At 65.4% G+C, this 22,233-nt stretch carries 25 protein-coding genes and 1 riboswitch; of the genes, 13 read left to right on the forward strand and 12 right to left on the reverse strand.

Annotated features, from left to right (window positions below; all coding sequences use genetic code 11):
* Positions 1-82: 82 nt before the first annotated feature.
* From GB927_RS15765 to GB927_RS15775, 3 genes are all read left to right on the forward strand, one after another.
* Entirely contained in the window at positions 83-487 is a 405-nt protein-coding gene (locus GB927_RS15765) for a GFA family protein (protein ID WP_256118118.1), read from the forward strand.
* A 2-nt stretch (positions 488-489) separates the two neighbouring features.
* Positions 490-1,290: an AraC family transcriptional regulator gene (locus GB927_RS15770; protein ID WP_256118119.1), complete on the forward strand. Its 801-nt coding sequence runs from the start codon at positions 490-492 to the stop codon at positions 1,288-1,290.
* Positions 1,291-1,363: 73 nt separating this feature from the next.
* Positions 1,364-1,978: a LysE family translocator gene (locus GB927_RS15775; protein WP_256118120.1), complete on the forward strand. Its 615-nt coding sequence runs from the start codon at positions 1,364-1,366 to the stop codon at positions 1,976-1,978.
* On the opposite strand, the gene thiD is transcribed toward GB927_RS15775, so the two are convergent.
* On the reverse strand, positions 1,975-2,784 hold the full coding sequence (thiD, locus tag GB927_RS15780) for a bifunctional hydroxymethylpyrimidine kinase/phosphomethylpyrimidine kinase (RefSeq protein ID WP_256118121.1): 810 nt from the start codon (positions 2,782-2,784) through the stop codon (positions 1,975-1,977). The genes GB927_RS15775 and thiD overlap by 4 nt on opposite strands.
* Before the next feature lie 41 nt (positions 2,785-2,825).
* A riboswitch (TPP riboswitch) is annotated at positions 2,826-2,920 on the reverse strand.
* Positions 2,921-2,978: 58 nt separating this feature from the next.
* Complete coding sequence (locus GB927_RS15785) at positions 2,979-4,559, reverse strand: peptide chain release factor 3 (RefSeq protein ID WP_256118122.1); 1,581 nt, start codon at positions 4,557-4,559, stop codon at positions 2,979-2,981.
* Positions 4,560-4,652: 93 nt separating this feature from the next.
* Between GB927_RS15785 and dut the strand changes: the two genes are divergently transcribed.
* Both dut and GB927_RS15795 read left to right on the forward strand, forming a co-directional pair.
* On the forward strand, positions 4,653-5,126 hold the full coding sequence (gene dut / locus GB927_RS15790; RefSeq protein WP_256118123.1) for a dUTP diphosphatase: 474 nt from the start codon (positions 4,653-4,655) through the stop codon (positions 5,124-5,126).
* A 4-nt stretch (positions 5,127-5,130) separates the two neighbouring features.
* The gene (locus tag GB927_RS15795; protein ID WP_256118124.1) at positions 5,131-6,021 is read left to right on the forward strand and encodes a GNAT family N-acetyltransferase; all 891 of its coding nucleotides are present in this window, start codon (positions 5,131-5,133) and stop codon (positions 6,019-6,021) included.
* Here the strand turns inward: GB927_RS15795 and GB927_RS15800 are convergent, their stop codons facing one another.
* Positions 6,022-6,654 (reverse strand): LysE family translocator, encoded by a 633-nt coding sequence (locus tag GB927_RS15800; protein ID WP_256118125.1) that lies wholly within the window; start codon positions 6,652-6,654, stop codon positions 6,022-6,024.
* 129 nt (positions 6,655-6,783) lie between these two features.
* Here GB927_RS15800 and GB927_RS15805 point away from each other — a divergent pair, with 129 nt between their 5' ends.
* The 3 genes from GB927_RS15805 (at position 6,784) to GB927_RS15815 (ending at position 8,956) form a co-directional block, all read left to right on the forward strand.
* Positions 6,784-7,401: a LysE family translocator gene (locus GB927_RS15805; RefSeq protein ID WP_256118126.1), complete on the forward strand. Its 618-nt coding sequence runs from the start codon at positions 6,784-6,786 to the stop codon at positions 7,399-7,401.
* Positions 7,402-7,534: 133 nt separating this feature from the next.
* A complete protein-coding gene (gene cysK / locus GB927_RS15810; protein WP_256118127.1) occupies positions 7,535-8,503 on the forward strand; it encodes a cysteine synthase A in 969 nt (322 codons plus the stop codon).
* Positions 8,504-8,557: 54 nt separating this feature from the next.
* Complete coding sequence (locus GB927_RS15815) at positions 8,558-8,956, forward strand: VOC family protein (RefSeq protein ID WP_256118128.1); 399 nt, start codon at positions 8,558-8,560, stop codon at positions 8,954-8,956.
* 42 nt (positions 8,957-8,998) lie between these two features.
* Here GB927_RS15815 and GB927_RS15820 read toward each other — a convergent pair whose 3' ends face one another.
* The 9 genes from GB927_RS15820 to rsmI form a co-directional block, all read right to left on the reverse strand.
* Complete coding sequence (locus tag GB927_RS15820) at positions 8,999-10,531, reverse strand: YifB family Mg chelatase-like AAA ATPase (protein WP_256118129.1); 1,533 nt, start codon at positions 10,529-10,531, stop codon at positions 8,999-9,001.
* Between the two features lie 198 nt (positions 10,532-10,729).
* Entirely contained in the window at positions 10,730-11,674 is a 945-nt protein-coding gene (gene gshB, locus GB927_RS15825; RefSeq protein ID WP_256118131.1) for a glutathione synthase, read from the reverse strand.
* A 70-nt stretch (positions 11,675-11,744) separates the two neighbouring features.
* Entirely contained in the window at positions 11,745-12,737 is a 993-nt protein-coding gene (locus GB927_RS15830; RefSeq protein WP_256118132.1) for an endonuclease/exonuclease/phosphatase family protein, read from the reverse strand.
* The gene (locus GB927_RS15835; protein ID WP_256118133.1) at positions 12,734-13,843 is read right to left on the reverse strand and encodes a sn-glycerol-3-phosphate import ATP-binding protein UgpC; all 1,110 of its coding nucleotides are present in this window, start codon (positions 13,841-13,843) and stop codon (positions 12,734-12,736) included. The genes GB927_RS15830 and GB927_RS15835 overlap by 4 nt, the downstream gene beginning before the upstream one ends.
* A gap of 12 nt (positions 13,844-13,855) precedes the next feature.
* Positions 13,856-14,698, reverse strand: coding sequence for a sn-glycerol-3-phosphate ABC transporter permease UgpE (ugpE, locus tag GB927_RS15840; protein ID WP_256118135.1), 843 nt, complete (start codon positions 14,696-14,698; stop codon positions 13,856-13,858).
* A 13-nt stretch (positions 14,699-14,711) separates the two neighbouring features.
* Positions 14,712-15,644 carry an ABC transporter permease subunit gene (locus GB927_RS15845; RefSeq protein ID WP_439655505.1) on the reverse strand — a complete coding sequence of 311 codons (933 nt, stop codon included), beginning with the start codon at positions 15,642-15,644 and terminating at the stop codon, positions 14,712-14,714.
* Positions 15,645-15,661: 17 nt separating this feature from the next.
* Complete coding sequence (locus GB927_RS15850) at positions 15,662-16,960, reverse strand: extracellular solute-binding protein (RefSeq protein ID WP_256118139.1); 1,299 nt, start codon at positions 16,958-16,960, stop codon at positions 15,662-15,664.
* Between the two features lie 103 nt (positions 16,961-17,063).
* Positions 17,064-17,432: a YraN family protein gene (locus GB927_RS15855; RefSeq protein WP_256118140.1), complete on the reverse strand. Its 369-nt coding sequence runs from the start codon at positions 17,430-17,432 to the stop codon at positions 17,064-17,066.
* Complete coding sequence (gene rsmI / locus GB927_RS15860; RefSeq protein WP_256118141.1) at positions 17,422-18,348, reverse strand: 16S rRNA (cytidine(1402)-2'-O)-methyltransferase; 927 nt, start codon at positions 18,346-18,348, stop codon at positions 17,422-17,424. Before rsmI ends, GB927_RS15855 begins: the two co-directional genes overlap by 11 nt.
* Positions 18,349-18,580: 232 nt before the next feature.
* On the opposite strand from rsmI, the gene dnaN reads away from it, so the two are divergent.
* The 5 genes from dnaN to GB927_RS15885 all read left to right on the forward strand — a co-directional run bounded on the left by dnaN (position 18,581) and on the right by GB927_RS15885 (position 22,172).
* A complete protein-coding gene (gene dnaN / locus GB927_RS15865) occupies positions 18,581-19,699 on the forward strand; it encodes a DNA polymerase III subunit beta (RefSeq protein WP_256118143.1) in 1,119 nt (372 codons plus the stop codon).
* A 273-nt stretch (positions 19,700-19,972) separates the two neighbouring features.
* Positions 19,973-20,575 (forward strand): phospholipid N-methyltransferase PmtA, encoded by a 603-nt coding sequence (gene pmtA, locus GB927_RS15870; protein WP_256118144.1) that lies wholly within the window; start codon positions 19,973-19,975, stop codon positions 20,573-20,575.
* Positions 20,576-20,584: 9 nt separating this feature from the next.
* Entirely contained in the window at positions 20,585-21,166 is a 582-nt protein-coding gene (locus GB927_RS15875; protein ID WP_256118146.1) for a histidine phosphatase family protein, read from the forward strand.
* A gap of 2 nt (positions 21,167-21,168) precedes the next feature.
* Complete coding sequence (gene pyrF, locus GB927_RS15880) at positions 21,169-21,867, forward strand: orotidine-5'-phosphate decarboxylase (RefSeq protein WP_256118147.1); 699 nt, start codon at positions 21,169-21,171, stop codon at positions 21,865-21,867.
* A 17-nt stretch (positions 21,868-21,884) separates the two neighbouring features.
* Positions 21,885-22,172, forward strand: coding sequence for a DUF1330 domain-containing protein (locus tag GB927_RS15885; RefSeq protein ID WP_256118149.1), 288 nt, complete (start codon positions 21,885-21,887; stop codon positions 22,170-22,172).
* Positions 22,173-22,233 lie beyond the last annotated feature (61 nt).

A 22,233-nucleotide genomic window follows, 5' to 3' on the forward strand; every position in this document is an offset into this window, starting at 1 on the left:
CAGTTTCTTGCGGAACAGGATGCCCCTGCGGTTGACGGTGCGGCATCGCGGCCTATCCTTTCCGGTGAGAGAAGGATGCAGCATGAAAATCGACGGGCAGTGCCATTGCGGCTTCGTGACCTATGAGGCCGAGATCGATCCGGACAAGGTGGCGATCTGTCATTGCACGGATTGCCAGAGGCTGACCGGCTCGCCCTATCGCGTCACCGCCAGCGTGCCGCGCGATGCCCTGCGCCTTACCGCAAACCCGCCGAAACTCTACACCAAGAGCGCGGAAAGCGGCCGCAAGCGCCTGCTCTATTTCTGCCCGGAATGCGGAACGCCACTCTTTTCGACTGGAACGGGCGAAGCGGCCGAGACCTGGGGCATCCGCTGGGGCAGCATCAACCAACGCGCCGGCCTGAAACCGGTGCGCCAGATCTGGTGCACCTCCGCCACCGACTGGTTCGGCGAGACGGCCGCCCTTCCCGGCGTGCTGCGGGATTGACCATGGCAGAAGAGCGCTTCCAGATCTTCAGGACGGGCATCGACGGCATCGAGGCCGTCATCGCCGACAGTCGCCTGAGTTTCGCGCGCCACACCCATGAGACCTACGGCATCGGCGTTGTCGAGCGCGGTGCGCAGAAATCGGCAAGCGGGCGCGGCATGGTCGAGGCCGAAGCCGGCAACACCATCACCGTCAACCCCGGCGAGGTGCATGACGGCGCGCCGCTGGGCGATGCCCCGCGCGCCTGGCGCATGCTCTACATGCAGCCGGCGATCGTTGCAGCTGCGGCGGAGCATATTTTCGAGGGCCGGCCGCGCGAGGAATTTTACGCGCCGGTGCTGGAGGATGGCCGCATTGCCGGGCTCGTTTCGGCGCTGCTCGCCTCCCTGCTCGACAAGCGTGCCGCTGCCCTCGCCCGGGACGAACGCCTCCTCCTGTTGCTCGCCGCCGCCTTGCAGGAGCGGGTGCCGCGGCGGGAACCCATCGCTTCAGCGGCCATTGCGCAAGCCCGCAACCGGCTTGACGAGGACCCTGCAGCCAGCGTCACACTGGACGACCTCGCGGCGGATTGCGGGCTCGGCCGCTTCAGGTTGGTGCGCGATTTCGCCCGCAGCACGGGCCTGACGCCACATGCCTATCTGCTCCAGCGCCGGACGGAACGCGCGCGGCGGCTGATTGCGACGGGCACCTCGCTTGCCGAGGCCGCCATCGACGCGGGTTTTGCCGACCAGAGCCATATGACGCGCAATTTCACGCGCCGTTACGGTTATACGCCGGGCGCCTATCTCACTGCCCGCGGCTGACTGCAATTTCGTTCAAGACCACGGCCTACCTTCCGGTGTTCCCTGCCGCCTCCCCGCCGCATGGAACCCGGACATGACCACAGAATTCCTCATCACCTCGCTCGTCGTCATCCTCCTGCCGGGCACCGGCGTGATCTACACGCTGGCGCTCGGCATTAGCGGTGGCTTTCGCGCCGGCCTGCTTGCCGCCTTCGGCTGCACGCTCGGCATCATTCCGCATATCGTCGCCTCCGTCGTCGGCCTGGCCGCGGTGCTGCATGCGAGCGCGCTCGCCTTCGAGGTGCTGCGTTATGTCGGCGTCGCCTACCTGCTCTTCATCGCCTGGAGCATGCTGAAGGACAGCAATGCGCTGGATCTCGGGCCGGACCAGGCGCCCGCCGAAAAGGCACTGCGCATCGTGCGCAAGGGCATCCTCACCAATATCTTCAACCCGAAACTCTCGCTGTTCTTCCTCGCCTTCCTGCCGCAATTCGTGCCGGCGGAGGCGCCTGACGCCACGGCGCAGATGCTCTATCTCGGCGGCATCTTCATGCTGCTGACCTTCCTCGTCTTCGCGGTCTACGGCGCGCTCGCCGCGGGCCTGCGCCAGCAGGTGCTGAGCCGGCCAAGGATCATGGTGTGGACGCAGCGCAGCTTCGCTGCCGCGCTCGGCCTGATGGGCTTGCGACTTGCGCTGACCGACCGCTAGTCCCAAAGCGCGTGAAAATGGTGGAGCGGCCCGTGGCCGGAGCCGACGGACAGCGCATCGGACGTGCGCACCGCGCCGGCGATGAAACTCTTCGCCGCCGCAGCGGCATCGGCAAGCGTGCGCCCCTTGCCGAGCTCCGCGGCAATCGCGCTGGACAGCGAGCAGCCGGTGCCATGGGTGTTGCGCGTCAGCACGCGCACGCCTTCGAACCAGTGCAGCCGGTCCGGCGTCGCCAGCACATCCGGGCTCTCGGTCCCCGGCAGGTGCCCGCCCTTGAGCAGCACCGCCTTCGGGCCGAGCGCGAGGAGCCGCCGTGCCTGGTCCTCCATGCCCGCCCGGTCGATGGCTTCGGCTTCGCCCAGGAGGGCGGCCGCCTCCGGCAGGTTCGGTGTCAGCACGGTGGCGCGCGGCAATAGCCGGCGCGTCAGTGCCTCGACCGCCTCCCGCGCCAGAAGCGGCGCGCCACCCTTCGCGACCATCACCGGATCGAGCACGATCGGCAGGCCGCGCCGCGACGACAGGCTGTTAGCAACGGCTTCGGAGATCTCCGCCGAGGCGATCATGCCGATCTTCACGGCATCGACGCGCACATCGCTAAAGACTTCCGCGATCTGCGCCGCGACGAAGGCCGGCGGCACGAGATGCACGCCGGAGACGCCTTGCGTGTTCTGCGCCGTCAGCGCCGTCAGCACGGCCATGCCGTAGGTGCCACGGGCCGCAAAGGTCTTGAGGTCGGCCTGAATACCGGCGCCGCCTGAAGGGTCGGACCCTGCGATCGAGAGAATGTTTGCAATCGTGTCGGCCATCTCGCCTCCCTGCGACGGAGGCGGCCAACGGGCGGCAGCAAGCCGGCACCCGTTCGACTCCCTCCGCCGGCATGATCCGGTTCAGGTTCAAAGGGTGCTTCTCAGCCCGCTTGCGCGGACGCCCCCGTCTCGGGGGCGGTTTTCGCAAATGATGCGGCACCTGTCACGCCGAAAGTGACAGGTGCGCAATCCGATCACGCCTTGGTGACGTGGTACTCCTTGATGGCGACCATTTTGATCGCCGGATAGCGCTCCGATTCGTAGCGCAGCGAGAAGGAATCCTGCGCCAGGAACACCGGATCGCCATCGAGGTCGCGGGCAATATCGCCGCGGCGCTGGGTGACGAACTTTTCAAGTTCGGCCGCGCTGTCCGACGAAATCCAACGGCAGACGGAGAAGCGCGACATTTCGAAGGAGACCGGCAGGCCATATTCCCCCTGGAGCCGCTCCTTCAGCACGTCGAGCTGCAGCGCGCCGACGACGCCGACGATGGCAGGCGAACCATCTTCCGGCGAGAAGAGCTGCACGACGCCCTCTTCCGCCATCTGCTGGAGCGCTTCCTTCAGCTTCTTCGCCTTCATGGCGTCTTCCAGCCGCACGCGGCGGAGGATTTCGGGCGCGAAGTTCGGCACGCCTTCGAAGACCAGCGCCTCGCCTTCCGTCAGCGTATCGCCGATGCGCAGCGTGCCGTGGTTCGGAATGCCCACCACGTCGCCGGCATAGGCCGTATCGGCGAGCTGGCGCTGCGAGGCGAAGAAGAACTGCGGCGCGGAAAGGCCGATCTGCTTGCCGGTGCGGGCAAGCCGCACCTTCATGCCGCGCTCCAGCATGCCGGAGCAGACGCGGGCAAAGGCAATGCGGTCGCGGTGGTTCGGGTCCATGTTCGCCTGGATCTTGAAGACGAAGGCCGTCATCTTGTCCTCGGACGCATGGACCTTGCGCACATCCGCCACCTGGTCGCGCGGCGGCGGTGCGACGGCGCCGAGCGCGTTGATGAGATCGCGCACGCCGAAATTGCGCAGCGCCGAACCGAAGAAGACCGGCGTCAGGTGACCTTCGAGGAAAGCTTCACGATCGAACGGCCGGCAGGCCTCGCGGGCAAGCTCAAGCTCCTCGATGAATGCGGTGCGTTCGTTTTCCGGCAGGTTTTTCGCCACCACCGTCGCATCGTCGATCTTCGTCGGCTGCACCTGCGTATCCGAGCCGCGGAAGGTGCGGTCGGCGAGATGATAGGAGCCGCAGAACGACTTGGAACGGCCGACAGGCCAGGTGATCGGCGCCGTATCGAGCGCCAGCTTCTCTTCCACCTCGTCCAAAATCTCGAACGGGTCGCGGCTCTCGCGGTCCATCTTGTTGACGAAGGTGATGATCGGGATGTCGCGCAGGCGGCAGACTTCAAACAGTTTCAGCGTGCGCGGCTCGATGCCCTTGGCGGCGTCGATGACCATGACGGCCGCATCCACCGCCGTCAGCGTGCGGTAGGTGTCGTCGGCGAAGTCTTCGTGGCCGGGGGTGTCGAGAATGTTGAAGACGTTGCCGTCATATTCGAAGGTCATCACCGAGGTCACGACCGAGATGCCGCGTTCGCGCTCGATCTTCATCCAGTCCGAGCGGGTCTGGATACGGTCCTTCTTCGCCTTCACTTCGCCGGCGAGCTGGATGGCGCCGCCGAACAGAAGCAGCTTTTCGGTGAGGGTGGTTTTACCGGCGTCCGGGTGCGCGATGATCGCGAAGGTGCGGCGGCGGGAGACCGCCTCGGCAAGGGTTTCGGCCATTTTCTGCAATATCCTGTGAGTTGCCGCGGTCTTTACAGGCTCCGCCCGGAAGATGCAATTGACGGGATTGTGCCGTCGCCCGCTTATGGGCGCATGAACGCGCACGCCCCCACCCAGCCCACCCTTTCGCTCGTCCGTCTGCCGCATGGCGAGGGCATCGAGCTTCCCGCCTACGAGACGTCGGGTGCCGCCGGCATGGACCTGCGCGCGGGTGTCGCCGTGGATGCGCCGCTGACGCTGGCACCGGGAAAACGCGCACTCGTGCCGACCGGTTTTATCTTCGAAATCCCGCACGGCTACGAGGGCCAGATCCGGCCGCGCTCGGGTCTCGCCTTCAAGCACGGCATCACCTGCCTCAACACGCCCGGCACCGTGGACAGCGATTATCGCGGCGAGGTGAAGGTGCTGCTTGCCAATCTTGGCGAGGAACCTTTCGTCATCGAGCGCGGCATGCGCATCGCGCAGATGGTGATCGCGCCAGTGACCCAGGTCGCGGTCCGCGAGACGACCGAGGCCAGCGAAACCACCCGCGGCGCCGGCGGCTTCGGCTCCACGGGCGTGCGCTAGAACCATGCCTGCCGACTGGCCGGGGCTGGTCTTCCGCTCCGACTATCTTGGCGACACCGCCGTCTGGCGCGCGCTTGCCGACCTGCTGGAAGAGACGTTCGGCATCGATATCACCGCGCTCGACCGGCTGGGCGGGCCGGACCCGACCAGCGTGCCCTTCGCGTGGTTCGACGCCGCAGGCACCTGCATCGCCAACATCAGCGTCTTCTCGCTGCCGCTCGTCATGAACAGCACCTTCGTACGCGCCGCCGGCCTGCAATCCGGCGCCGTGCAGCCGAGCCATCGTGGCCAGGGGCTTTTTCGCGATGTGATGGAGGCGGCGCTTGCGCATTGCGATGCGGAAGGGTTCGAAGCCGTTGCGCTGTTGACCGACAAGCCGGACCTCTACGCGCGTCTTGGTTTCCGCACACTGGAGCAGCATCGCTTTGTCGGCACTGCACCCGTGGGTGGGCGCGTCAGCCCGGTTCGGCGGCTCGACATCGGGAGCGAAGCCGACATTGCCTTGCTTAGCCGGCTACTGGATGGCCGCCGGCCGGTTTCCGACCGGTTCGCGCCACTGCGGCAGCGGGAAATGTTCCTCTTCAACGCATCGCTGATGCCGGATCTGCGGCTCGACCTGATGGAAGAGCACGATGCCGTCATTGCCTGGCAGGCGGGCGAGGACGGTGGCTATGAACTGCTGGATATCGTCGGCGCTGGCATTCCCGCACTTGCCGATGTTCTGGCAAGCCTGCGGGTCGCACCCTCTCGGGTCACAGTGCACTTCGCGCCCGATCATCTGGGATGGGACGGCGAGGCCGTTGCGGATGAGGGCGATATGGTGCTCATGCTGCGCGCCGCGCCCAATCTGCGGCCGGATGAGCCCTTCGCATTGTCGCCGATGGCGGAGTTCTGATCAGCGGCGGGCTTCCATCGCCATGCGCAGCGCGAGCCCGGCCAGCACCGTCCCCATCAGCCAGCGCTGTATCAAAAGCCAGCGCGGGCGGGCGGCAAGGAGCGCGGCAATCGAGCCGGCCGAAACGGCGATCAGCGCGTTGACGCTGACACTGATGGCAATCTGCGTGCCGCCGAGCACGAGCGATTGCAGGAAGACGCTGCCTTTTGCCGGATCGATGAACTGCGGCAGCAGGGAGAGGTAGAGCACCGCGATCTTCGGGTTCAGCAGGCTCGTCAGGAACCCCATCAGGAAGAGTTTCCGGTTGCCGTCGCGCGGCAGGGCCTTGACCTCGAAGGCGGAGCGGCCGCCGGGACGCAGCGCCTGCCAGGCGAGCCAGGCAAGGTAGAGCACACCGGCAAGCCGCAGCGCATCATAGGCATAGGGCACCGCCATCAAGAGTGCGGTGATGCCGAGCGCCGCCGACAGCATGTAGAAGACGAAGCCGAGCGCTACGCCGCAGAGCGACACGAGGCCGGCGGCCGGCCCCTGGCAGATCGATCGAGAGACGAGATAGATCATGTTCGGCCCGGGGGTGAGCACCATGCCGAGCGCGATGAGGGCGAAGGCGGCAAGGCCGGTCAGGTCTGGCATGGCATGCTCTCCTTGGACGATCTGACGAAGGACTATCCCGCAGCCGCGCTTGCGGCAAGGCGCCCGCCGCAAAACCATTGCCGCAGGATATCGGCGGCGCTAAAAGAGCGTCAGCCCAAGGAGCCTGCCATGACCATTGCCGTGCTGATCGCCTATTGCGGTGCGCTGTTCATCGCCGCCATCATTCCCGGCCCCGGGATCACGGCGATCGTCGCCCGCGCGCTCGGCTCCGGCTTCCGGCCGACCTTCTTCATGGGGCTCGGCCTCATCCTCGGCGACATGATCTATCTCACCGCGGTCATCCTCGGCCTCGCCTTCATCGCGCAGACCTTCACCACGACCTTCATGCTGATCAAGATCGCCGGCGCCCTCTATCTCGGCTACATCGCCTGGAAGCTCTGGACGACCGGCCTCCTGCCGCAGAATATCGAGGCGCGGCGCTCGACCAGCATGACCATGTCCTTCCTGTCCGGCCTGTTCGTGACGCTCGGCAATCCGAAGACCATGCTGTTCTACGTGGCGCTCGTGCCGACGCTGGTCGACCTCGAAGCGATCGGCCTTGAGGAATATGGCGTGCTGCTCGCCGCGACCTTCGTCGTGCTGCTGATCGTGCTGGTGCCCTATATCGCGCTCGCCTCGCGCGCCCGGCTTCTGCTCAAGCAGCCGAAGGCGTTGCAGCGGATGAACCGGGTGGCCGCGGGCATTCTCGCCGGCACGGCCGCCTATATCGCGACCCGCGCGGCCTGAGGTTATCGATCCGGCTTTTCCCGGATCGGTATCCGAATATTCCGCTTCCAACGCTTTTGTCGCGAAATCCGGACTCGTCTCCGGCGGCATTCGCTCCTATCTTCTCCGGTAACGAGAACCGAGGGAGCCCCCGATGACCGACACCCACAAGCCCGGCCGTGGCCGAATCTACGCCTCCATCACCGAGACGATCGGCGATACGCCCATCGTGCGGCTCGACAAGTTCGCCAAGGAGAAGGGCGTCGTCGCCAACCTTCTCGCCAAGCTCGAATTCTTCAACCCGATCGCCTCCGTCAAGGACCGCATCGGCGTCGCGATGATCGAGGCGCTGGAAGCGCAGGGCAAGATCACGCCCGGCAAGTCGACGCTGGTCGAGCCGACCTCGGGCAACACCGGCATCGCGCTCGCCTTCGCCGCCGCCGCCAAGGGCTATCGCCTCATCCTCACCATGCCGGAGACCATGTCTGTCGAGCGCCGCAAGATGCTGGCGCTGCTCGGCGCCGAACTGGTGCTGACCGAGGGGCCGAAGGGCATGAAGGGCGCGATCGCGAAAGCCGAGGAACTGGCCGCCAGCATTCCGGACGCCATCATTCCCCAGCAGTTCGAAAACCCGGCCAACCCGGAAATCCACCGCAAGACCACGGCCGAAGAGATCTGGAACGACACGGAGGGCGCGGTCGACATCCTCGTTTCCGGCATCGGCACCGGCGGCACGATCACCGGTGCAGGCCAGGTGCTGAAAGCGAAGAAGCCCGGCTTCAAGGTCATCGCGGTGGAGCCGGCGGACAGCCCGGTCCTTTCCGGCGGCAATCCCGGCCCGCACAAGATCCAGGGCATCGGTGCCGGTTTTGCCCCGGCGATCCTCGACACCTCGGTCTATGACGAAGTGGTTCCGATCACCAATGACGAGGCCTTCGAAAATGCCCGCCTCGTCGCGCGGCTCGAAGGCGTGCCGGTCGGCATCTCGTCCGGTGCCGCACTCGCCGCCGCCGTCAAGGTGGGCAGCCGTCCGGAAAATGCCGGCAAGACCATCGTCGTCATCATCCCCTCCTTCGCCGAGCGTTATCTTTCGACCGCGCTTTTCGAAGGCCTCGGCGGCTGAGATCGGGCGGCCCGTTGCGCCAGCGCGCGGCGGGCCTTTCCCGTACGGGACAGCATGATCCATCACCTCTCCCTCGGCGTTTCCGATATTGCGCGCGCGGCGGCCTTTTATGACGCCGCGCTCGCGCCGCTCGGCTATGGTCGTGTCTGGTCGGATATCCGGCCCGGCGAACCGGACCAGGCCGTCGGCTATGGACCGCCCGGCGGCGGCGACAAGCTTGCCCTCAAGGAGCATGGCGATGCCGCCGTGGCACCGGGCGCCGGCTTCCATGTCGCCTTTGCCGCGCCGGACCGGCAGTCCGTGGATGCTTTCCATCAGGCAGCCCTTGCGGCTGGCGGGCGCGACAATGGCGCTCCGGGGCTTCGGCCCGATTACGGACCAACCTATTATGCCGCCTTCGTCATCGATCCGGACGGGCACCGTATCGAAGCGGTCTTTAAGGGTCCGGCCTAGTATCAGCGGACGGCTGGCGTTGATTCCGCCCCCGCCGCGCAATCACGCCATTGCCGCCATTCGATCCCCGACAATGCGATAGGAAATCGCTTCCGCTAGGTGGATGCGGCCGACGATTGCGGCTTCGTCGAGATCGGCCAGCGTGCGGGCGACCTTGAGGATGCGGTGGTAGCCGCGGGCGGAGAAGCGCATCTTTTCCGCGGCGTCGCGCAGAAGCTGGAGGCCGCCGGGATCGGGTTCGGCGACCTTTTCGACGAGCGCCGTCGAGGCACGCGCATTGCTCGTCACGCCGCCCATGCCGAGACGGGCGAAACGATCGATCTGCAGGGCGCGGGCGCGGGCGACGCGGCGGGCGACGGTGGCGCTCGCCTCCGCCGCCATCGGGCGGATGAGGTCCGCGGCGGAGACGGCGGGCACGTCGATACGGATATCGATGCGGTCCATCAGCGGGCCGGAGACGCGGGCCTGGTACTCGCTCATGCAGCGCGGCCCGCGGGCGCATTGGCGGCCGGGTTCTCCCGCCATGCCGCAGCGGCAGGGGTTCATGGCGGCGACGAGCTGGACGGCGGCGGGGTAGCTGACGCGGTGATTGGCGCGCGCGATGATACATGCGCCGGTTTCGAGCGGCTGGCGCAGCGCATCGAGCGCCTGCGGCGAGAATTCCGGCAATTCGTCGAGAAAGAGCACGCCATTATGGGCAAGCGAGGCCTCTCCCGGCCGTGCCCGGGCGCCGCCGCCGACGAGGGCGGCCATGGTGGCGGAGTGGTGCGGCGTGCGGAAGGGTCGGCGATCCGACAGGCGGCCACCGGAGAGCTGGCCGGCGATGGAATGAATCATCGAGACTTCGAGAAGCTCCGCCGGCGAGAGCGGCGGCAGGATGGCGGCAAGGCGGGCGGCGAGCATGGACTTTCCCGAACCGGGCGGGCCGACCATCAGGAGATTGTGGTTGCCGGCAGCCGCCACTTCCAGCGCCCGCTTGGCGCTTTCCTGGCCGCGGATATCGGCGAGATCCGGCAAATCGCCGGCAGGCGCTCGGATGGCCGGCGCGGGGCGCGACAGGACCTGCGTGCCCTTGAAATGATTGACCAGCGCGATGAGACTGCGCGGCGCGAGAATATCAAGCCCGCCGCCGGCCCAGGCGGCTTCCGCGCCGTTTTCTGCCGGGCAGATCACGCCCTTGCCGAGCGCATTGGCGCCCATGGCCGCGGGCAGCGCGCCGGCGACCGCCGCGATCGTACCATCGAGATTGAGTTCGCCGATGACGACATAGTCGTCGAGCGCGTCACCCGGCAGGGCGCCGAGCGCCACCATCAGGCCGAGCGCGATGGCGAGGTCGTAGTGGCTGCCTTCCTTGGGAAGATCGGCGGGGGCGAGATTGACCGTCACCCGCTTCGGCGGCAGCGACAGGCCAGAGGCGTGCAATGCGGCCTGCACCCGTTCCCGGCTTTCGGCGACCGCCTTGTCCGCCAGGCCGACGATCTGCATGCCCACCTTGCCGGGCGCCACCATCACCTGCACATCGACGGGCACGCCCTCGATGCCCTGAAACGCAATCGTGCTGACCCGCGCCACCATGATGGACTCCGCTCGCCCTGGCCGAAAATGGCCATCGCAACCGCCCCTGGGTTGCAGCTGGAAATCTGGCATGGAATTCGGAATGAAACAAGAACAATTATAGAACTTGCGCGAAGATTTTCCGCGTGCTGGTTGTGCGCGGTTGCATTTGCGGAACGAAGGCGGGACGTTCGCGAACGGAACGCCCCGCGCGCACCATTAGCGCTTCTTTTCGATGGCGTCCCAGAGCAGGGCGGCGATGTCGGCGCCGCCGAATTTCTTCACTTCGCGGATGCCGGTGGGCGAGGTCACGTTGATCTCGGTCATGTAGTCGCCGATGACGTCGATGCCGACCAGCAGGAAGCCGCGCTCGCGCAGCGCGGGGCCGATGCGGGCGCAGATCTCCTTTTCGCGCGCCGTCAGCTCCGTCGGCTCGGGGCGGCCGCCGGCATGCATGTTGGAGCGCGCGTCGTGTTCGGCAGGCACACGGTTGATGGCGCCGACGGGCTCGCCATCGACGAGGATGATGCGCTTGTCGCCCTTGCGCACGTCCGGCAGGTATTGCTGGGCGATGAAGGGTTCGCGGAACATCTGGCCGAACATTTCCAAGAGCGACGAGAGGTTGCGGTCGTCCTTCGTCGAATGGAAGACGCCGGCGCCGCCATTGCCGTAGAGCGGCTTCAGGATCATGTCGCCCATCTCGTCGCGGAAGCGGCGGATTTCGGCCGGATCACGGGTGATCAGCGTTGCCGGCATCAGGTCGGCGAATTCGGTGACGAAAATCTTCTCCGGCGAGTTGCGCACCCAGGCCGGGTCGTTGACGACGAGCGTCTTGGGGTGGATGCGCTCCAGCAGGTGCGTCGAAGTGATGTAGGACATGTCGAAGGGCGGGTCCTGGCGCAGCAGCACCACATCCATGGTCGAGAGATCGACGCGCTCCGGGGTACCGAGCGTGTAGTGGTCGCCCTTGACGTCGCGCAGCTCCATCGGCTCGACGGTGGCGTAGACCGTGCCGTCGCGCAGGCTCAGGCGATCCGGCGTGTAGTGGAAGAGCTTGTAGCCGCGGCTTTGCGCCTCGATGCTCATGGCGAAGGTGGAATCGCCGGCGATATTGATGGTCGACACATGGTCCATCTGGACCGCGACGTTCTTGATCTTTGCCATGAAAAGTCCCCTCAGGAATGCCTGACACATTTAAGGTGCCCGAGGGGCGAGCGCAACGGGCGCGCGACGCTCAGGCGAAACCGTCGATGCGGCAGGTGATGAGGTCGTGGTCGGAGAGCGGGCGGCCGGCCGGCGAGAGCGAGGAGACGATGCGCGTATCCGACACCGCAAGGCCGCGCGACAGGAACCAGTCGAGCTTCATCGAGCGTTCGGGCCAGCGGGTGATGAGGCTCGGGCGCGTCGTCATCACATCGAGCGGGCCGCCGTGGCGCGTGAAGCCGCGCTCGGCTGCGCGGGCGAACAGGCCTTCCGCTTCGAAATCGCCGTCGGCGTGGTTGCCGGTGTTGAGGTCGCCGCCGATGAGCATGGGGCGTCCGGGGAAGGCCGCCTCCAGCGCATCGATGAGGCCGACCATCTGGCGCTCGCGATAGGCCGCCGTGGTGGCGCTTTCGAAATGGGTGGAGGCCAGCACGAGCGGGCCGGATTCGGTGTTGATCACCGCGCCGATCGCCATGCGCTCGCCAAACCGCGGCTGGTCGACCTCGCCTGTGAACCACAGGCGCTCGCCCGGCAGGCGCAGCAGGAAGGCTTCGTGCAGCGGCACGGTGGAGAGCAGGCTGTTGCCGTGCAGGCCGCGACGGTTGAACTGGTCCTTGCAGAATTCCAGTTCGGTATCGGAGCCGAGGCCGAGCTCGACGAATTCGACGCCGTAGAGATAGGCCATGCCGAGTTCTTCGGCGACTTCCGCCGTGGTGTGGCGCTGGCGGGTGCGGGCCATGCCGTCGTCCATCTCGGAGAGGAGCACGATCTCCGCGCCTGTGGCACCCAGATGTTCGGCGCTTTCCATCGGAAACAGGCAGCGCTCCAGGTTCCAGGCGGCAACCGTGAAGGGGAAGGGCAGCGGCTCGGCGCGTTCGGCGCTGCCGCCGGCCTCCACCGCATTCATGCAGGCGAGATCGGCCATGTGGGCGTCGTGCGCGGCGATGGATTTTTCGAGGCCGGCAATGGCGGCGCGTTCCACGCTGGTGGGAGCGGCCAGCCGGTCGACGGTTTCGCGGATCATGATGCGGCGACCTCCATGGCAGGAATGCTGGCTGCGATGGCGCCCTCGCCCACCCAGTCGATGCGCTGGCCGCTCTTGCTGTCGAAGAAGTGCAGCTTGGCTGTGGCGATGGAGAGCGAGGCGGTTTCCGGCAGCGGGATTTCCGACGGGATGGCCGCGACGAGCGGCTGGTCGCCGACGACGCCGTGCACGAGGCGCTGCGAGCCCAGTTCCTCGACATAGTCGATGCGGAACGGCAGGTCGCCCTTCGTGCCGTCGTGGATATGCAGGTCTTCGGCGCGGAGACCCACGGTGACCGCGCCCTGGGTCGGCACCGTTGCGCCGAGATCGATGAGGGCGGGGCCGAGGGCGAGCTTGCTGCCGTGCAGTTCGCCGGTGACGAGGTTCATGGCAGGCGAGCCGATGAAGCTCGCGACAAAGGTGGTGGCGGGGCGGTGGTAGACGTCGAGCGGGCGGCCGATCTGCTCGATCTTTCCGCCGGAAAGCACGACGAGGCGGTCGGCAAGCGTCATGGCTTCGAGCTGGTCGTGGGTGACGTAGATCGAGGTCGTGCCGACGCGGCGTTGCAGGCGCTTGATCTCGCCGCGCATGGAGACGCGCAGCTTGGCATCGAGGTTGGAGAGCGGCTCGTCAAAGAGGAAGGCCGATGGCTTGCGCACGATAGCGCGGCCCATGGCGACGCGCTGGCGCTGGCCGCCGGAAAGCGCGCGGGGCTTGCGCTCCAGATAGGGCTGGAGCTCCAGCATGCGGGCGGCTTCCGCCACACGAGCGTCGATCTCGGCCTTCGGCGTGCGACGGTTTTTCAGGCCGTAGGCGAGGTTTTCGTAGACGGACATGTGCGGGTAGAGCGCGTAGTTCTGGAAGACCATGGCGATGTCGCGGTCTGCCGGGTCTACCTCGTTGACGACGCGGTCGCCGATCGTCACGCTGCCCTCGCTGATCGCCTCCAGCCCGGCGACCATGCGCAGGAGCGTCGACTTTCCGCAGCCGGACGGGCCGACCAGCACGATGAACTCGCCGTCGGCGATGTCGATCGAGACGGAGCTGACCGCGGTGACGCCGCCATTGTAGATCTTGGATACGTCCTTGATACCGATCGATGCCATGGGACAGGCTCCTTATTTGTCGCTTTCGGTGAGGCCCTTGATGAACCACCGCTGGAAGATCATCACGATCATCACCGGCGGCAGCATGGCGAGGATCGCCAGCGCAAAGGCCTCGTTATAGTCGGGAATGTTGGAGCCGACCCAGACGAGCAGGATCTGCTTGATGCCGCGCACCAGCGTGAAGAAGCGCTCGTCGGTGGTCATCAGCGTCGGCCAGAGATACTGGTTCCAGCCATAGACGAACATGATGATGAAGATCGCCGCGATCATGGTGCGCGAGAGCGGCACGAGAATGTCGATGAAGAACTTGAACGGCCCGGCGCCGTCGATGCGCGCGGCCTCCAGCAGTTCCTCCGGCACGGACTTGAAGAACTGGCGGAAGTAGAATGTGCCGGTGGCCGACGCCAGCAGCGGCACGATGAGGCCGGTATAGGTGTTCGTGAGCGAGAGCTTGTTCATCACCTCGTAGGAGGGAAGGATGCGCACTTCGAGCGGCAGAAGCAGCGTGGTGAAGATCATCCAGAAGAACAGCGTGCCGAGCTTGAAGCGGAAATAGACGATGGCGTAGGCGGCAAGCATCGACAGGATGATCTTGCCGGCGGCAAAGCCGATACCGAGGATCAGCGAGTTCCAGATCATGCGTGCGCCGGTGATTTCGCCGGTAAAGCCGCCCTTGCGCGTCAGCACGGTGTTGTAGGTCTCGGTGAAATAGCCGCCCCAGGTGAGAGACAGGCCGTTCCGATGAATGTCGGCCGCCTCGTGGGTGGAGGTCATGAAGGCCACCACCACGGGGGCCACCATGATGAAGACGCCGATCAGGAGAATGACATGGTCGAGCAAACGGGTGCGGTACATGGCGGGCGCCCTCTCAATTGTAATGGACGCGCCGCTCGATGAAGCGGAACTGGAAGATGGTGAGCACGAAGACCACGATCATCAGGATGACGGATTGCGCCGAGGAGCCGCCGAGGTCGTTGCCGCGGAAGCCGTCCATGTAGACCTTGTAGACGAGCGTGATCGGGTTGTTGGCCGCCTTGTCCTTCACCATCACGTCGATGACGCCGAAGGTGTCGAACAGCGAATAGGTCATGTTGATGATGAGCAGGAAGAAGGCGGTGGGGGCGAGCAGCGGCAGCGTCATCGTCCAGAAGCGCCGCATGCCGGAGCGGCAATCGATGGCGGCCGCCTCACGGATGGAAACCGGAATACCCTGCAGGCCGGACAGGATGAAGATGAAATTGTACGGGATCTGCTTCCACACCGACACGATGATCATGGCGATTGCCGTGTCGTTGTAGTTGAGGCCGACCTTCATGTCCCAGCCGAAGAAGGCCGCGAGCTTCACCAGCGGGCCGATATGCTGGTCGAAGAACATCATGCCCATGAGGCCCGCGACCGGCGGGGCGATGGCATAGACCCAGATCAGCAGCGTCTTGTAGGTGGAGCTGCCCTTCAGCACCGCATCCGCCTTCACCGCGAGCAGCATGCCGATGCCCAGCGACAGGAAGGTGACGAGCACCGTGAAGAGCAGCGTGAAGCGGGCGATCGACTGGTACTGCACGGAGCCCAGCGCATCGGAATAGTTGGAAAGGCCAACGAAGGTGGAGCCGAAGCCGAACGGGTCTTCGAGGTAGAAGGACGACTGGATCGCCTGCACGGACGGCCAGTAGAAGAACACGAAGATGATCGCCATCTGCGGCGCGATAAAGAGATAGGGCAGATAGGGCGACGAGAATTGCACGCGCTTCATGGAGCCACCTTCATAGCGGCGTGCCGGGAGCAGGACGCCCCCGGCACGAATTTCAGCGGATGGCAGTATCAGCCGGCGGTCTTGGCGAAGCGGGCGAGCAGTTCGTTCGCTTCGGTCTCGATCGTCTTCAGGGCTTCTTCGACCGTGGTTTCGCCGGCGAAGATGCGGCCGTATTCACGCTCCATGATCTCGCGGATCTGCGGGTAGAAGCCGAGGCGGTAGCCCTTCGACCATTCACCCGACGGCAGCATGAGCTGCTGGATCCCGACTTCGGCCGCCGGCTTCTCCTTGTAGTAGCCTTCGGACTTGGTGAGTTCGTAGGCAGCCGTGGTGATGGCGACGTAGCCGGTTGCCTCGTGGTAGAACTTCTGGATTTCCGGCGAGGTCAGGAACTGGAAGAAGTCGGCCGTGCACTTGTTTTCGGCTTCCGGCTTGCCGGACATGGCGAAGAGGGCAGCGCCGCCGATGAAGGTGTTGGTGCCGGCACCCTGGATGCTGTTCCAATAGGGCAGGAAGGTTGCCGAGAACGGCTTCTGCGCGGTCTTCTGGAGGCCGCCGAACGATCCCGAGGAGCCGATCCAGAAGGCGGCCTTGCCGTCTTCGAAGAGCTTCTGGTTGTCGTTCCAGCCGGCACCGTAATAGCCGAAGTAGCCTTCGTCAGCCCAGGCCTTGAGCTTGGTGAACATCATGACGAGGTTCGGGTCCGTCATGTTGATCTTGGTATCGACGACCGTGTCGTAACCGTTGTTGTTCGTCGCGAACTGGATGTTGTGGCGCGAGAAGAAGTTTTCGGTGAACTGCCAGGTCAGCTGCGACTGGACGAGCGGCAGGTAGCCGGCTTCCTTGAGCTTCGGCGCGATCGCCTCGAACTCTTCCCAGGTCTTCGGGGCTTCGACGCCGACCTTTTCCAGGGCTTCGGTGTTGACATACATGATCGGCGCCGAGGAGTTGAACGGCATGCCGACGAACTTGCCGTCCGGGGCGGCGTAGAAGTAACGCACGCCCTCGATGAAGGCTTCGCGGTCGAACTTGTAGCCGGCACCGTTGATCAGGTCTTCAGCCGGGATGACGGCGCCAGGCGCGTTGATGATCGTCGCCGCACCGGCGTCGAAGACCTGGAGGATGTTCGGCTGTTCGCCCGAACGGAAGGCGGCGATGCCGGAAGCCAGCGCTTCTTCGTAAGTGCCCTTGGAAACCGGCGTCAGCGCGCAGGCGGACTGCGCAGCGTTGAACTTCTGGGCGACTTCGTTGATGACTTCGCCGTTGCGGCCGGCCATGCCGTGCCACCAGGTGATGTTGGTGGCGGCCATCGAGGCCGAGGCGGAAACGGCGAGTGCGAAACCTGCGAGGGAAAGCGGCTTGAACATGGGTTGCTCCTCTTCACCGGATTTGGTGTGAGGGGTGCACTAATGAGCGACCGTGACGGGCGCGTTACGGTTTCGTGTCAGTTTCGTTACATTTTCCTTTTGCTCAGAACGCATCCACAAGGTGCTTGGGAAAACGCCAGGGCCGCACGGCGACGATGTCATAGCGCAAAGAGAGGCGATGGCCGTCCGGCTGGCGGGAAAGCCAGACTTCGCTCGCCGCGCGGATGCGGTTCTGGGTGGTTGCGGTGACGGCGAAGACGGCGCTGTCGACATCGCGCCGGGCTTTCACTTCGACGCAGACGACGAGATCGCCGCGCCGCGCGATGATGTCGATCTCGCCGAGCTTGGTGCGGTAGCGGATGGCGCGGATGCGGTAGCCCTTGGCCATCAGGTAGAGCGCGGCAATATATTCGGAGACATGTCCGCGGCGGAAGGCTTTGAGCCGGTTCGGATCGGCCGCCTTATCCCGCATCGCCACCCTTCAGGTCGATAAGGCGCTGGTAGAGGTCGCGGCGCGGCAGGCCGGTCTGGCGCGCCGCTTCCGTTGCCGCCTTGCCGGCCGACATGTCCTTCACGAGCGCCGTAAGCAGCCGGTCGACATCCGCCGCCTCGGGTGCGGCCGCCTCGCCCGGCGGCGCGATGACGAAGACGATCTCGCCCTTGACGGTGTGGCCGTCGCCATAGAAGGCGGCGAGATCGCCGAGCGGGCCGCGGCGGAATTCCTCGAAGGTCTTGGTGATTTCGCGACACACACAGGCCGCCCGTCCCTCGCCCAGCACGTCGGCTGCGGCAGCGACGGTCGCGGCAATACGGTGTGGTGATTCAAAGAAGAGCAGCGTTGCCGGCACACTTGCCAGTTCCGCAAGACGGTCGCGTCGCGCCTTGTCCTTGGAGGGCAGGAATCCGGCGAAGAAAAAGGCATCGTTCGGCAGGCCGGAGCCGACGAGGGCGGCGAGCGGCGCGGAGGCGCCGGGGATCGGCACCACACGGTGGCCGGCTTCGATGGCCATCAGCGCCAGGCGATAACCGGGATCGGAGACGAGCGGCGTGCCGGCGTCGGAGACCAGCGCCACGGATTTGCCGGCTTCGAGCGCCGCGATGAGGCGCGGACCGGCCTCGTCCGCATTGTGCTCGTGATAGGCATAGGGCCGGTTGACGATGCCGTAGCGATCGAGCAGCACGCGGGTGACCCGGGTGTCCTCGCAGGCGAGCACATCGGCGCCGGCGAGCGTTTCGAGCGCCCGAAGGGTGATATCCGAGAGATTGCCGATGGGGGTGGCAACCAGGTAGAGCGCCGGCTCCTGCGGCCGGGCCGGGATCACGGCATTGTGCAGGCGAAAGGTTTTCGCACTTGCACCCGCCCCGCTTGCCGCACCTTCATCCCGCATCGTCCGTCACCTTTCCAGCCGCTGGACGGCCGCATTTCCCCTCCTTATGGGCGAGCGCCGATGCCCTCGCAAGGTCCGGCGGTTGACTATCCTGTGTCCGGCGCCGTTAGCACTTGCAATCGTCCGCCTGTTTCTGCCATTTTGCCCGTCCACATCCATCCGGCGCCTGCCGGAATTCCAAGGCAATGCCGCGCCGGCCTCCGGCGTGCAAGCGGTCGAAAGCGATACATCCATGCGCATTACTCTCGAGCGGTCCAATCTCCTGAAGTCGCTGAACCACGTTCACCGCGTGGTCGAGCGCCGCAACACGATCCCGATCCTCTCGAACGTGCTCCTGCGCTCGGACGGCGCCAGCCTCGACATGAAGGCGACCGACCTCGACCTGGAAATCACCGAGGCGACGCCGGCGCAGGTCGAGCAGGCAGGTGCCACGACCGTTCCCGCACACCTCCTCTACGACATCGTGCGCAAACTCTCCGACGGTTCGGAAGTGGCGCTCGCCACCAATGCCGACGGCTCTTCGATGACAGTCACGTCCGGCCGCTCGAAATTCTCGCTGCAATGCCTGCCGCAGTCCGACTTCCCGGACCTCACCGCCGGCAGCTTTTCCCACACGTTCCGCCTCAAGGCGACGGACCTGAAGATGTTGATCGATCGCACGCAGTTCGCGATCTCGACGGAAGAGACCCGCTATTACCTGAACGGCATCTTTATCCACACGATCGAGAGCAATGGCGCGCTGAAACTGCGGGCCGTCGCCACCGACGGCCACCGCTTGGCCCGCGCCGATGTCGAAGCCCCGTCGGGCTCGGAAGGCATGCCGGGCATCATCATTCCGCGCAAGACGGTCGGCGAACTCCAGAAGCTGGTCGACAATCCGGAACTCGTCGTCACGGTCGAAGTGTCGGATGCGAAGATCCGCTTCACCATCGGCTCGATCGTGCTGACCTCCAAGCTCATCGACGGCACCTTCCCGGATTACCAGCGCGTGATCCCGACCAACAACGACAAGGAACTGAAGATCGACTGCCAGTCCTTCGCGCAGGCCGTCGACCGCGTTTCCACCATTTCCTCAGAGCGCGGCCGCGCCGTGAAGCTGGCTCTTGGCGAAGGCCAGCTGACGCTCACCGTCAACAACCCGGATTCGGGCAGTGCGACGGAAGAACTGGCGGTCGGCTACGACAACGATCCGCTAGAAATCGGCTTCAACGCGAAGTACCTGCTCGACATCACCTCGCAGCTTTCCGGCACGGAAGCCGTGTTCATGCTGGCCGATCCGGGCTCGCCGACGCTGGTGCGCGATCTCGCCGGCGACGACGCGCTCTATGTGCTCATGCCGATGCGCGTATAGGCGGCCGGCAGCATCGGGAAACCGTTCACGGAACCCGCCGGCTATCCGGCGGGTTCTTTTTTACCTGGCAACGCCGCCTTCTTTGTTTTTACGCAATTCCGGACGCAAAACCGCTTCGCACTTTTGCTGGAACTGCTCTAGAAACTTGCGGGCGACGGCGCAATCAGACTTGTTTTTGACGCAAACCGCGTCACATATTCGCCATGGTCGAATGCGCGGACGGGAATGACGCCCGCCGCCGGCCGGAAAAGCGATACCATGAAGGGGGACGGCATGACGCTGCGTGTGAAGGTCAAGGAACGGCTCGGCAAGAAATTCGACGACGAGATTCGCTTCTTCAAGGGCTGGATGAGCAATACGCGGGCGGTCGGCTCGATCATCCCCACCTCCTCCATCACCGCGCGCCGCATGGCGAGCGTCGTCAATCCCGCCTCCGGCCTTCCCGTGCTCGAACTCGGTCCCGGCACCGGCGTCATCACCAAGGCGATCCTCGGCACCGGACTTGCCCCGGAAAAGCTGACCTCCGTCGAATTCTCCACGGATTTCTACAACCACCTCGTCGAGCGCTTTCACGGCGTGAACTTCATCAACGGCGATGCCTTCGATCTCGACAAGACGCTCGGCGACCTGCGGGAGACGACCTTCGACAGCGTCGTTTCCGCCGTGCCGCTGCTGAACTTCCCGATGCACAAACGTGTCTCGATGATCGAGGACCTGCTGACGCGCATTCCCGTCGGCCGCCCCGTCGTGCAGATCTCCTACGGTCCGCTCTCCCCCGTCATCGCCATGCCGGACCGCTATCAGATCAGCCATCTCGACTTCGTCGTGCGCAACATCCCGCCGGCGCAGCTGTGGACCTACCGCCGCACGCACTGAGCGGCGGCGATGTTCGCGCTCTATATTACCCACCCGCAGGTGCTGATCGACCCGGCCGTGCCCGTGCCCGACTGGGGGCTTTCCGAGCGCGGCCGCGAGCGGGCCTTGCTTGCTGCCGACGCCGACTGGGCGCGGCAGATCGGCCGCTTCGTCGCGAGCACCGAGCGCAAGGCGATCGAGACGGCGGACATTCTTGCCGGCGGCCGCATCCCGGTCGAGACCGACCATGCCATGGGCGAGAACGACCGCTCCGCCACGGGTTTTCTGCCGCCTCCCGCCTTCGAGGCGGCAGCAGATGAATTCTTCGCCCATCCGGAGACGAGCTTTCGCGGCTGGGAGCGGGCGGTGGATGCGCAGGCACGCATCGTTGCCGCCGTCGAGCGCGTGCTGGCCGGCCACGACCCGACCGTCCCCATCGCCTTCGTCGGCCATGGTGGTGTCGGCACGCTGCTGAAGTGTCATCTCAAGGGCACGTCGATCCGTCGCGACGGCGACCAGCCGGGCGGGGGCGGCAATCTTTTCGCTTTCCGGCTTGCAGACCGCGCTGTCACATGCGACTGGACGCCAATCGAATCTTGGAAAGGGTTTTGACCATGTCCGCGCGCGACCGCCTGATCGTTGGCCTCGATGTTCCAACCATCGCGGAGGCGGAAAAGGTGGTTCGTACCCTCGGCAGTACCGCCCTCTTCTATAAGATCGGCTACCAGCTGGTCTTCGCCGGCGGCCTCGAATTCGCCCGCGACCTTGCCAAGGACGGCAAGGAGGTCTTCCTCGACATGAAGCTGCTCGACATCGACAACACGGTGGCAAAGGGCGTGGAAAACATCGTCAAGATGGGCATGTCCATGCTCACTCTGCATGCCTATCCGAAGGCCATGGCCGCCGCGGTTTCCGCCGCCAGGGGGTCCGACCTCTGCCTGCTCGGCGTCACGGTGCTCACCTCCATGGATGCCAAGGACGTCATCGACGCTGGCTATGAATATGATCCGCACACGCTGGTGCTGCGCCGCGCCGAACAGGCGCGCATCGCCGGCATGGGCGGCGTCGTCTGCTCGGCCGAGGAGGCGAATGCGGTGCGCAAGATCGTCGGCGCCGACATGGCGATCGTCACGCCCGGCATCCGCCCGGCGGGCGCCGAACTTGGCGACCAGAAACGCGTGATGACGCCGGCCGATGCGCTGAAGGCCGGCTCCAGCCACCTCGTCGTCGCCCGGCCCATCGTCAACGCCGCAGACCCGCTTGCCGCCACCAGGGCGATCCTCGCCGAGATGGACGGCGCGCTGAACGCCTGAAACCAAGGGAGAGAGACATGCCGAAGGGCTACTGGATTGCACGGGTCGATGTGCGCGATACCGAGCGCTACAAGGACTATGTCGCCGCCGCCAAGCCGGCCTTCGAAAAATACGGCGCGAATTTCATCGCCCGCGGCGGTGCGTTCGAGCGTCTCGAAGGCGATGTTCGCGCCCGCAACGTGATCATCGAATTCCCCTCGCTGCAAGCCGCCGTCGACTGTTACAACTCGCCGGAATACCAGATCGCCGCCGCCATCCGCCAGGAAGTGGCGGATGCGGAAATGGTGGTCGTCGAAGGCATCTGAGTTACCGCGAAAACCCCGGCAGGAGAGACGCTTCGCCGCGCTTCACCTTGCCGGCGCTTTG

The sequence above is a fragment of the Shinella lacus genome (assembly GCF_010994755.1).
GTDB classification, from domain to species: Bacteria; Pseudomonadota; Alphaproteobacteria; order Rhizobiales; family Rhizobiaceae; genus Shinella; species Shinella lacus.

What these genes read in the sequence shown, in the direction of transcription:
- GB927_RS15765 (WP_256118118.1), top strand. Translation starts at nt 83, where the DNA reads ATGAAAATCGACGGGCAGTGCCATTGCGGCTTCGTGACCTATGAGGCC.
- thiD (WP_256118121.1), bottom strand. Translation starts at nt 2,784, where the DNA reads ATGGCCGACACGATTGCAAACATTCTCTCGATCGCAGGGTCCGACCCT.
- GB927_RS15815 (WP_256118128.1), top strand. Translation starts at nt 8,558, where the DNA reads ATGATCCATCACCTCTCCCTCGGCGTTTCCGATATTGCGCGCGCGGCG.
- GB927_RS15800 (WP_256118125.1), bottom strand. Translation starts at nt 6,654, where the DNA reads ATGCCAGACCTGACCGGCCTTGCCGCCTTCGCCCTCATCGCGCTCGGC.
- GB927_RS15830 (WP_256118132.1), bottom strand. Translation starts at nt 12,737, where the DNA reads ATGATCCGCGAAACCGTCGACCGGCTGGCCGCTCCCACCAGCGTGGAA.
- pmtA (WP_256118144.1), top strand. Translation starts at nt 19,973, where the DNA reads ATGACGCTGCGTGTGAAGGTCAAGGAACGGCTCGGCAAGAAATTCGAC.
- ugpE (WP_256118135.1), bottom strand. Translation starts at nt 14,698, where the DNA reads ATGTACCGCACCCGTTTGCTCGACCATGTCATTCTCCTGATCGGCGTC.
- GB927_RS15775 (WP_256118120.1), top strand. Translation starts at nt 1,364, where the DNA reads ATGACCACAGAATTCCTCATCACCTCGCTCGTCGTCATCCTCCTGCCG.
- GB927_RS15850 (WP_256118139.1), bottom strand. Translation starts at nt 16,960, where the DNA reads ATGTTCAAGCCGCTTTCCCTCGCAGGTTTCGCACTCGCCGTTTCCGCC.
- GB927_RS15785 (WP_256118122.1), bottom strand. Translation starts at nt 4,559, where the DNA reads ATGGCCGAAACCCTTGCCGAGGCGGTCTCCCGCCGCCGCACCTTCGCG.
- dnaN (WP_256118143.1), top strand. Translation starts at nt 18,581, where the DNA reads ATGCGCATTACTCTCGAGCGGTCCAATCTCCTGAAGTCGCTGAACCAC.
- GB927_RS15885 (WP_256118149.1), top strand. Translation starts at nt 21,885, where the DNA reads ATGCCGAAGGGCTACTGGATTGCACGGGTCGATGTGCGCGATACCGAG.
- GB927_RS15820 (WP_256118129.1), bottom strand. Translation starts at nt 10,531, where the DNA reads ATGGTGGCGCGGGTCAGCACGATTGCGTTTCAGGGCATCGAGGGCGTG.
- GB927_RS15855 (WP_256118140.1), bottom strand. Translation starts at nt 17,432, where the DNA reads ATGCGGGATAAGGCGGCCGATCCGAACCGGCTCAAAGCCTTCCGCCGC.
- gshB (WP_256118131.1), bottom strand. Translation starts at nt 11,674, where the DNA reads ATGGCAAAGATCAAGAACGTCGCGGTCCAGATGGACCATGTGTCGACC.
- GB927_RS15835 (WP_256118133.1), bottom strand. Translation starts at nt 13,843, where the DNA reads ATGGCATCGATCGGTATCAAGGACGTATCCAAGATCTACAATGGCGGC.
- rsmI (WP_256118141.1), bottom strand. Translation starts at nt 18,348, where the DNA reads ATGCGGGATGAAGGTGCGGCAAGCGGGGCGGGTGCAAGTGCGAAAACC.
- GB927_RS15770 (WP_256118119.1), top strand. Translation starts at nt 490, where the DNA reads ATGGCAGAAGAGCGCTTCCAGATCTTCAGGACGGGCATCGACGGCATC.
- pyrF (WP_256118147.1), top strand. Translation starts at nt 21,169, where the DNA reads ATGTCCGCGCGCGACCGCCTGATCGTTGGCCTCGATGTTCCAACCATC.
- dut (WP_256118123.1), top strand. Translation starts at nt 4,653, where the DNA reads ATGAACGCGCACGCCCCCACCCAGCCCACCCTTTCGCTCGTCCGTCTG.
- GB927_RS15805 (WP_256118126.1), top strand. Translation starts at nt 6,784, where the DNA reads ATGACCATTGCCGTGCTGATCGCCTATTGCGGTGCGCTGTTCATCGCC.
- cysK (WP_256118127.1), top strand. Translation starts at nt 7,535, where the DNA reads ATGACCGACACCCACAAGCCCGGCCGTGGCCGAATCTACGCCTCCATC.
- GB927_RS15795 (WP_256118124.1), top strand. Translation starts at nt 5,131, where the DNA reads ATGCCTGCCGACTGGCCGGGGCTGGTCTTCCGCTCCGACTATCTTGGC.
- GB927_RS15875 (WP_256118146.1), top strand. Translation starts at nt 20,585, where the DNA reads ATGTTCGCGCTCTATATTACCCACCCGCAGGTGCTGATCGACCCGGCC.